8 protein-coding genes are annotated in these 9,835 nt (G+C 55.1%); 6 read left to right on the top strand and 2 right to left on the bottom strand.

What is annotated here, in order from left to right:
- Window positions 1–3: 3 nt before the first annotated feature.
- On the bottom strand, window positions 4–663 hold the full coding sequence (locus BLV48_RS07025; protein ID WP_091825086.1) for a DUF2057 domain-containing protein: 660 nt from the start codon (window positions 661–663) through the stop codon (window positions 4–6).
- A gap of 184 nt (window positions 664–847) precedes the next feature.
- Between BLV48_RS07025 and BLV48_RS07030 the strand changes: the two genes are divergently transcribed.
- The 3 genes from BLV48_RS07030 (at window position 848) to BLV48_RS07040 (ending at window position 4,265) form a co-directional block, all read left to right on the top strand.
- Window positions 848–3,016 carry an esterase-like activity of phytase family protein gene (locus BLV48_RS07030; protein WP_091825088.1) on the top strand — a complete coding sequence of 723 codons (2,169 nt, stop codon included), beginning with the start codon at window positions 848–850 and terminating at the stop codon, window positions 3,014–3,016.
- A gap of 189 nt (window positions 3,017–3,205) precedes the next feature.
- On the top strand, window positions 3,206–3,499 hold the full coding sequence (locus tag BLV48_RS07035; RefSeq protein WP_091825092.1) for a hypothetical protein: 294 nt from the start codon (window positions 3,206–3,208) through the stop codon (window positions 3,497–3,499).
- A 91-nt stretch (window positions 3,500–3,590) separates the two neighbouring features.
- Window positions 3,591–4,265 carry a class I SAM-dependent methyltransferase gene (locus BLV48_RS07040; protein WP_254774984.1) on the top strand — a complete coding sequence of 225 codons (675 nt, stop codon included), beginning with the start codon at window positions 3,591–3,593 and terminating at the stop codon, window positions 4,263–4,265.
- Here the strand turns inward: BLV48_RS07040 and BLV48_RS07045 are convergent.
- The gene (locus BLV48_RS07045; protein ID WP_091825094.1) at window positions 4,231–5,970 is read right to left on the bottom strand and encodes a sensor domain-containing diguanylate cyclase; all 1,740 of its coding nucleotides are present in this window, start codon (window positions 5,968–5,970) and stop codon (window positions 4,231–4,233) included. The genes BLV48_RS07040 and BLV48_RS07045 overlap by 35 nt on opposite strands.
- Window positions 5,971–6,204: 234 nt before the next feature.
- Between BLV48_RS07045 and BLV48_RS07050 the strand changes: the two genes are divergently transcribed.
- Genes BLV48_RS07050 through BLV48_RS07060 form a run of 3 tightly spaced genes read left to right on the top strand, consistent with a single transcriptional unit; the run spans window position 6,205 to window position 9,371 of the window.
- Window positions 6,205–6,966: an SDR family NAD(P)-dependent oxidoreductase gene (locus BLV48_RS07050; RefSeq protein ID WP_091825097.1), complete on the top strand. Its 762-nt coding sequence runs from the start codon at window positions 6,205–6,207 to the stop codon at window positions 6,964–6,966.
- 14 nt (window positions 6,967–6,980) lie between these two features.
- Window positions 6,981–8,132: an acyl-CoA dehydrogenase family protein gene (locus BLV48_RS07055; RefSeq protein WP_091825101.1), complete on the top strand. Its 1,152-nt coding sequence runs from the start codon at window positions 6,981–6,983 to the stop codon at window positions 8,130–8,132.
- Between the two features lie 57 nt (window positions 8,133–8,189).
- Entirely contained in the window at window positions 8,190–9,371 is a 1,182-nt protein-coding gene (locus BLV48_RS07060; RefSeq protein ID WP_091825103.1) for a thiolase family protein, read from the top strand.
- The last annotated feature ends 464 nt before the right edge of the window (window positions 9,372–9,835 follow it).

Consider the following 9,835-nt stretch of genomic DNA (forward strand, 5'->3'; position numbering starts at 1 on the left):
GGTTTACTGGCTGGATTTAATCCAGCTCTTGAATTTATTCCGTGTTTCCGTACTGGCCTGCTCATACCAGAACTGCAGCATTTGCCCGACCATTTTCTGGTCAGCATGAATGCCACTTGAAACCGACTGAGCAGGTGTTCCTTTATTAAAATTGTGTGTTTCGGTATTTAAAGAGGCCATGGCTGCTCCAGCGGAAGAACTATTAAAGGCCTTGAGCTCTTTTTCATAGTCACGTGCCAGCTGGAAACCTTCTTTCTCCAACTTGCCAAAATCAAAAGGAATGGATTTCCCATCAGTATTTTGCAAACGCCAGTTGCCCGATTCATTGAATGCTTTAAGACCATATCGATTGGATATTTCAGGCGCGTGAACACTGACAGTGGTGTCGTTGGCAGTAAAGGTGATAACAAAAGTATCACTCTTTTCAAGGATGTAGTCGTCAGCTGACTGCGTTATTTCGGCAGTGTACTCGGCAACGATCTGAGATCTGCCATTCTCTGCGGTAATATCAGGGGAATCAGAAAAAAGTGTGCCTTGATCAATAACCTTACCATTGACCGCCAGAATATTTACACCTGATCCGGCAGCGATTTTGATATCTGCATACACCATGGAAGGCATGATTGAACAGGATATCAGCAGCGGCAAGAGTATTTTTCTCATGTATGTACCTGTAACTCGGTATATGAAAGTTGAGGTGCATATTATTTTTCAAATGTTACGCTGCTGTTTCAGTTGTATTAAGGTTTTTTATTGGCTTTGTAATCTTTTTTAAATGTTATCTTGGTATACGGTTAAAAAGATTTTGAGTGTATGGAATCCAACCCCTTCAAAGGAAACCGTTCAAATGCTGTCGTTAACCTCTCGTCTTTCTTTGCTTGCATTGGCTGTCGCCGCCTCTTCCGGCGCGCATGCAGAACAGTTCAATCGGGTAGCCAGTTTCCCGGTCAGTCAGAACTTGCCGGCCGCCAACTGGACTCAGGAAACTTCGCCTGAAATCATCACCGCAACGGCCGACGGACAGACGTTGGTCTACTCGGACAGCCCCCATGGCGGACTTGGATTTGTCGATATTCGTGAAGCGGAGCAGCCAAAGCCCGCAGGCTTTCTGGCACTGGAGGGTGAGCCTACCTCTGTCAGTGCATTGGGTAATCTGGTTGTGACCGCTGTGAACACGTCAGAAAGCTATGTAAAACCTTCCGGTTTTGTGGCGCTGGTATCACCGGATCAGATGAAGGTGATCAATCAGTGCGAACTGGGTGGACAGCCTGATTCAGTGGCGGTTTCAGCTGATAAGTCGCTGGTTGCCATCGCAATCGAGAACGAGCGCGATGAGGACCTGAATGATGGACAGATACCGCAGTTGCCGGCAGGCGACCTGGTCATCCTGTCGGTCAAGGACGGACAGCTGGACTGCAACAGCATGAAGCGTGTTGACATGACAGGGCTGGCCGACATCGCGCCTTCAGATCCTGAGCCGGAATTTGTCGACTTCAATGCTCAGGGTGAGATTGTGGTGACACTGCAGGAAAACAATCACTTGGTGATCGTTGACGGCGCCAGCGGCAAGGTGATCAATCACTTTTCAGCGGGCAGCGTTGATCTTGAGGGCATCGACACCGAAAAGGATGGTGCGCTGACCTTTACAGACAGTTTGAAAAGCGTGCTGCGAGAGCCTGATGCGGTCAAATGGCTGGACAATGAGCGTTTCGTGATTGCCAATGAAGGCGACTATCAGGGTGGCGCGCGCGGGTTCAGTATTTTCCACAAGAGTGGAGAATTGCTGTTCGAGTCGGGAGCGGCCTTTGAGCATGAGGTGGTACGTGCCGGCCACTACCCGGACAAGCGTTCAGGCAAAAAGGGCAGTGAACCTGAAGGGCTTGAAGTTGCCCGTTTTGGTGATGATACCTATATCTTCGTATTGTCTGAGCGCGGATCGGTGATGGGAGTCTACCGAGATACAGGTGCAGAACCTGAGTTTGTGCAGTTGTTGCCATCCGGTATGGCACCGGAGTCAGCCATCGCGATCCCTTCACGAGGCTTGCTGGCCAGTGCCAACGAAAAGGACCTGGTTGAAGAGGGTGGTGCGCGTGCACATGTCATGCTGTTCAAGTGGTCAGATGCACCTGCCGCTTATCCTCAGCTGATTTCAGAAAACGACACAGCGGGAAATCCGATTGGCTGGGGAGCCCTTTCAGGGTTGGCTGCAGATGACAAAGAGCCTGGTATTGTCTATGCCGTTAATGACAGCTTTTACAAAAAGCAGCCTCGTATTTTCCGTATAGATGCAACTGAGCACCCCGCCCGTATTACCGCTGCGATCGATATCACCCGCGAAGGTAAGACTGCCGGCAAGCTGGATCTCGAAGGGATTGCGTCAGACGGCAAAGGAGGCTTCTGGCTGGCCTCTGAAGGCAATGTCGACAAGGAAGTTCCGCATGCGATCCATCATGTGAATGCGGCGGGCGAAATCACCCGTACCATTGAACTGCCTTCACAGTTGCTCAAACATCAAAGCCGTTTCGGTGCGGAAGGGATCGCCCTGGCAGGCGATACGCTCTGGATTGCAATGCAGCGGCCGTGGGGTGATGACCCTGATCATCATGCGAAACTGCTGGCCTATGACCTGAAAACCGGTCAATGGGGTGCCGTACATTACCCACTGGAGCAGGTGAGCGAAGGCTGGGTAGGGCTGTCAGAGCTGGAACTTCATAAAGACAGTCTTTATGTGATTGAGCGTGACAACCAGATCGGTGAAAAAGCATCCATCAAGCGGCTCTATCGCATCGAACTGTCAGCTCTCAAGCCGCGTCCACTGGGTGAGGCGCTGCCGGTTGTATCCAAAACGCTCGTACGTGACCTGATACCCGATCTGAAGAGCCTTAACGGTTATATCACCGATAAGGTTGAAGGCTTTGCAATCGATGTCAGTGGCAAAGCTTATGTGGTGACGGACAACGACGGTGTGGATGACAGTTCAGGTGAAACGCTCTGGTTGAAGCTTGGTACTCTCTGAGCCGGGTGAAGCCATGTGTTCAAGGGCTGCCTTCGGGTGGCCCTTTTTGTTGTTACCGCGCAACATACAAGCGTTTTGCTGCAAATGTCGGCACTTTTGAGACACTAGAGCACTGTTTGGGTTAGCGCTACAATCGTTCCCGCAATGGATTCTGATCAATTAGTGATCAACTTATCGGGAGGGTTCACCATGAGCACCGACAGCAAGAGTTCAGTTAAAGACATTAACCGTCACATCCGCAAATATAACCTGATTACATTGCCTGCCACGCTGGTCATCGGGTTTGGCATCTACCTTCTGTTTACCGGCAATGGTGGCCAGTTTCACCCCTTGCTGGCGGAGCAATCGTTTGTGATCAAGATGATGCTGGCGGCAGGGGTCATTGAATTGCTGGCCATGAATCGGCTGGCAAAACTGAACAAGCTTAAGCATGTTATTCTCAGCAACCACAAGCTGGATCGTCGCCACAAAGCCTTTCACTGACAGTCCTGTCAGCAAACAGGGGGCTCGAATATGGTGCGCACGTCAGTCATATGACATTATCCGCCTGTTTTAACTTGAGCGGAGCTGGCGCGTGCTGCAGACAGAAAACCCCACTGGGTGTTGCCCTTTGTGCGGCAGTGATGACCTTTACCCGCTGTCGTGTAAAGAACGACTTTATTACCGTTGTCGAACCTGTGAGCTGGTGCATTTGGAACCTGCGCAGAGGTTGTCTGAGCAGGCTGAAAAGGCTGTTTATGACGATCATGAAAATACGGTTGATGATCCCGGGTATCGCCGCTTTCTGTCACGCGCATTTGATCAGGTCAGGCAGCAACAGCCACCACCCGCCAAGGGGCTCGATTTTGGCTGTGGCCCGGGGCCTGCTCTGGTCGAGATGGCACGTGAAGCCGGCTACGAGATGTCACTGTATGACAAGTATTACCATCCTGACTTGGCGTCTCTGCAGCAATCGTACGATTTTATTACCTGTACCGAAGTGGTCGAGCACCTGGCCGACCCCCTGACCGTTCTGGATCAGCTCTGGTCATTGCTGACTCCGAACGGGCTGCTGGTGCTGCAGACCAAGCGGGTGCTGGATGACGAGCGCTTTCGCAGCTGGCACTACCGCAATGACCCCACCCACATCACCTTCTTTGCTGAAACCAGCTTTCGCTGGCTGGCGCAGCACTGGCAGGCGAGCGTTAGTTTTCCCCATGCTGATGTGGCCTGTTTCAGCCCGCTGATTCGTGGATCAACACCTCGCTGAGCTGATCGTTTCCATCGGTGCCCATCTGCTGTTGAAAAATGCGGTTGCGCCCCTGGTGCTTGGCTTCATACAGCGCCTGATCAGCACGACCGATCAGATCGTCGAGGCTGCGATCCTGCTCTGACTGCTCTGCAATCCCGATACTGGCCGTAACCTCAATCAACCGGCCGTTCAGCGTCAGTTGTGTAAGGCTGATCTGCTCAAGCAGTCGGGCAGCAAATCGACCAGCATCCTCCAAGTTAGTATCAGGCAACAAAACCAGAAATTCTTCACCGCCCCAGCGCGCCGTCAGGTCACCCTCGCGTACCGTATTCAGAACGCACTGGCCCAATAGACATAACACCCGGTCACCGGCTGCGTGACCATGCGTGTCATTGCACTGCTTGAAATGATCGATATCCAGCACTGCGGCACTGAGTGGCCGGCGCCGACGATTCCCGGTCTGCCAGTATCTTTCAGCCAGACGATAGAGTGCACGACGGTTATTGAGCAGCGTTAAAGGGTCTGTATTGGCAGCGTGCTCGGCCTGAATCTGTTCACGATGTACATGACGTATGCGCGCCGCAAGCGCCAGTGCCAGCAGGGTGGCCTCGGCCAGCATGCCGATTTCGGCGGCGCGAAAGCTCCATTCCCTGAAGGGCAGATGTCCTAATACGGCCAGTGTGGTAATGACGGTGCCACAGGTGCCAGAGATAACGGCCAACAGGTAAAAACGAGCACTGACACTACCTTGTGTGACCCGGCACAGCCCCATTAGCAGCATGAGGCTGGTGAAGACCAGCATGAACATAAAAGCGGCGCTCAGTGCGACCAGTTGTGAGTCCATCAGCCAGCCTCCAGTGAGGCTGAGAAGGGCCAGAGCGGCCGCAAGCTGTACCACCCGATAGCCACGGGAGCAGTACTGACGTATATGCAGAAAACTGCTGGCAAACAGGAGTCCGCAACAGCCGAACAGGATCATCAGTGTTGGCGGTGCCCAGCGTTGCCATTCGGTGGCTTCACTCCAAAACCAGGCCAGGCCATGGCCCGAGTAGGCCAGGTTAACCAGCAGGAATGAGCCCAAATAGAGCGCATATAACAGGTGGTGACGGTCTCGAATACCAAAGAACAGCGCCGTATTGTAGAAGATCAATGCCAGCAGAAAGCCATAACTCAAGCCGTAGCTGGTCAAGCGTTGCAGCGGGAGATGTTCCAGCTGTTCGTCATCCAGCAGGCGCAATGGTAACAGCATCGGGTCGGGTGTACTGATTCGCAGCAGCACAAGGTGCTCACCCGGGCTCAGCTCCAGTGGAAACAGAAACCCGGTCAGTAATGGGTTGCGATTGGCAAATGGCTGCAGATCTCCCGCCACAACCTGGTGGTGTAACCGTGGGCCGCGGTAGTGGTACAGCCGGATCTCATCCAGCCAGGCCGTATCCAGCAGAAGGCTGCGCTCCAATTGCCTGCCGGTGTCATTGTGCAACTTTAGGGCAATCCAGACCGGTTTGCTGCCCAACCCGAGCGCCAGTGTGTCGGCATAGGGTGTGAATTGCCCCTTGTGCCAAAGTTCTGCAGCCGTAGAAGGGTTCAAGCGGGGTCCTGTTTCGATCAGAAAAGCCGTGGTCAATTCAACTGTGGCGGTATCCGCTGAATGGGCAGCAATGGCAGGTGTGCTCAGTGAAATGGGCAGGCAGAAGCAGAGCAGCAGTACAGCCTTGGACCACATATTGCACCCGGAGAATTGGAACGGGAGTTTGATTATAGGCGAAAAATCGGAAATTGCAGTTGAAGAGAGACATTATTTTGCCTGTATGGGGTGGTATTCAGTTGTCTTTTTTTAACAAATTTGCTGCCGGAAATTGTCATGGCGGAGCATCGCCTGCTGATCCAAACTAAGGTTATTCCCTTATTGGTCAGCCACGACAGGTGGCACTAACCCTACAAGCGACAGGTGAGAGCAATGGATTTCAAAAACGTACCCGCAGTTGTTACCGGTGGTGCATCCGGTCTGGGTGAAGGTTCGGCCCGTGCACTGGCGGCCGCTGGCGCCAAGGTTGCGATTTTCGACCTGAATGAAGAGCGCGGTCGCCAGATCGCTGAAGAACTGGGTGGCATCTTTGTACGTTGTGACGTGTCTTCGGCTGAAAGCGCGGAAGCTGCGTTTGCTGCGGCGCGTGAAGCACATGGCCCCTGTGGTATTGCCGTCAACTGTGCCGGTATCGCCCCGGCCGGCAAGATCGTCGGCAAGGAAGGCCCGATGCCGCTTGATGACTTCAACAAAGTCATTCAGGTCAACCTGGTGGGCAGCTTCAACATCATACGCCTGGCCGCCGCCGAAATGGCTACCCGTGAAGCGAACGATGATGGCGAGCGTGGCGTGATCATCTCCACCGCGTCCATCGCTGCCTATGAAGGCCAGATCGGGCAGGTCGCCTACAGTGCATCCAAGGGCGGCGTGGTGGCCATGACGCTGCAGGCGGCCCGTGAGCTGGCGCGCAGTGGCATTCGCGTTAATACCATCGCCCCCGGCATCTTCATGACACCGATGATGGCTGGTTTCCCGCAGGAAGTGCAGGACAGCCTGGCCGCAACCCTGCCGTTCCCGCAGCGTTTGGGTCGTCCTGAAGAGTACGGCATGCTGGTGGAACAGATCGTGAAAAACCCGCTGCTGAACGGCGAAACCATTCGTCTCGACTGCGCGCTGCGCATGGCACCGAAGTAAGCGAGGATCGAGTGATGAATGCAGCCGTAATCGATACCGAAGAGCTGGACCTGTTCCGCGAGATGGTGCTGCGCGCATTGGAACGTGAAGTCGCGCCGCATTATGAACAGTGGGAACGCGACGGTATTACGCCGCGTGCGCTCTGGAATACGCTGGGCGAAGCGGGTCTGCTGTGCGTGGATGCGCCCGAAGACCACGGCGGTTGTGGTGTGCCCTTTGAGTATTCGGTCATGCTGGTCACCGAAATGGCCCGACTGGGCTACGGTGCCCTGGCCACCAATGTAATGGTGCACTCCGATATCGTGGCCCCCTACATCGCCCATATCGGTAATGACGAGCAGAAAAACCGCTGGCTGCCGGGCATGGTCTCCGGTGATGTGGTCGGCGCCATCGCCATGACCGAGCCGGGGGCCGGCAGTGACCTGGCAGCGCTGCGCACCACGGCGGTACTCGACGGTGACGAGTATGTGATCAACGGCTCAAAAACCTTCATCACCAACGGTCAGCATGCCGACATGGTGATCGTCGCTGCCAAGACCGATCCAGCGGCCGGCGCCAAGGGTGTCAGCCTGTTCCTGGTCGACACCACGCTGCCGGGCTACGGCAAGGGCCGCAATCTGGAGAAGATCGGTCAGCACAGCGGCGATACCTCGGAGCTGTTCTTCGAGAACATGCGTGTACCCAAATCGGCCCTGCTGGGCGAAGAGGGCAAGGGCTTCATGTACCTGATGAAGGAACTGCCCCGTGAACGTCTGGTGATCGGCGCCATCGGTGTCGGTGCAGCCCGCGGCTCGCTGGATATGACCATCCAGTATGCCGACGAACGCACCCTGTTCGGCCAGAAGCTGAAAGAACTGCAGAACACCCGTTTCCGCATCGCCGAGATGGAGACCGACTACCGCGTCAACAAGGCGTTCATTGATCAGTGCATCAGTGATTACTCCCGCGGCGAGCTGGATGCGGCCACAGCGTCCATGGCCAAGTACACCGCCACCGAAATGCAGTGCCGCGTGGCCGATGGCTGCCTGCAGCTGTTTGGCGGCTACGGCTACACCACTGAATACCCGATTTCACGCGCCTTTATCGACGCCCGTGTGCAGCGCATCTACGGCGGCACATCCGAGGTAATGAAGGAAGTCATTGCGCGTTCGGTGCTTGGACGGTAACGCAACGGCCAGCCGAATAACGGATCAGAATATTAGCGACTTAACAGGAGCAACAAGATGTCAGACAACAGCATTGTGATTCTGGGCGCGGCCCGTACCCCCATGGGCGGCATGATGGGCGCATTGAGCGACGTGCGTTCACCGGACCTGGGTGCGGTGGCTATCGAAGCGGCCATCGAGCGTGCCGGCCTGCAGCCGAGCGATATTGATGAAGTGATTATGGGCTGTGTACTACCCGGTTCGCTGGGGCAGGCCCCGGCTCGTCAGGCGTCTCGCAAGGCCGGCATCCCGGATGCGGCCGGTGCTACCACCATCAACAAGATGTGCGGCTCCGGCATGAAAGCGGTGATGCAGGCCCACGACCAGATCAAGGCGGGTAGCGCCAGTATCATGATCGCTGGCGGCATGGAAAACATGAGCCAGGCCCCTTACATGCTGCCGAAAGCACGTTCCGGCATGCGCATGGGCCACGGTCAGGTGCTGGACTCCATGTTCTTCGACGGTCTGGAAGACGCCTATGAAGGCGGCCTGATGGGCGTATTCGCACAGCGCTCTGCTGATGACTTCAATATTACCCGTGAAGCGATGGATGAGTTCGCCATCGGGTCACTGACCAAGGCTCTGGCCGCCATCGAGAACGGCTGGTTTAAGGACGAGATCGCCCCGGTTACCATCAAGGGCCGTGCGGGTGACACTGTTGTCGATACCGACGAGCAGCCGGGCAACGCCCGTCCGGACAAAATTCCGCAGCTGAAGCCGGCGTTCAAGAAAGACGGCACTGTTACCGCTGCCAACTCCAGCTCCATCAGCGACGGTGGTTCTGCACTGGTACTGGCCACTCAGGCCGAAGCCGACAAGCGCGGCGTCAAGCCGCTGGCGCGTATCGTGGCGCACTCCACCCACGCCCAGCTGCCGGCCGAATTCACCCTCGCCCCGATCGGCGCCATCCAGAAGGTGCTCGACAAGGCGGGCTGGACTAAGGATGAGGTGGATCTGTACGAGATCAACGAAGCCTTCGCCGTGGTCTCCCTGCTGGCGATCAACGAGCTGGGTCTGGATGCCGACAAGGTTAACGTCTACGGCGGCGCCTGCGCCCTGGGACACCCGATCGGCTCCTCCGGCTCACGCATTCTCGTCACGCTGCTCAACGCCCTTAAGCAGCGCGGCCTGAAGAAAGGGGTTGCATCCCTCTGTATCGGTGGTGGCGAAGCGACAGCCGTCGCGGTCGAGCTGCTCTGATCAGTACTGCCTGGATTACATCTCTGCCCTTGGCTCTTGAATGAGAGTAGGCCACCTTTGGGTGGCCTTTTTTGTGTGGTGTTCAGGTGTGATCGTATTAGCCTTTTTGGGTGTTGCTTTGAAGCTACATATTGGTAAAGTCTAAAAAACCACCAGCAGGAAGTCGGTGGCCGCAATGACAGGGAAAAGGGGACGGGTCGATGGCAGGGATGGTTACAGCAGTTCTCTCATTATCGATCGCTTTCTTGAGCCGTGTTTGCTCCCTTGCCTGTTGTGCGTGCAACCCGATCCGCGTGATGGTATGCATGGGAATACCTTTTTGTCTTTGGGCCTGTTATGAAAATCAATGGGTTAGCTGCTTGGCTGAGGATTAAAAGGTATACCCGCTAATAATTATTATGAGGTTTACCTCATAAATAGGCTGTTGAACATAACCGCTTCGCGGTGGAGTGCGAGATTTTAAA

This window comes from Marinobacterium iners DSM 11526, assembly GCF_900107855.1.
GTDB lineage: Bacteria > Pseudomonadota > Gammaproteobacteria > Pseudomonadales > Balneatricaceae > Marinobacterium > Marinobacterium iners.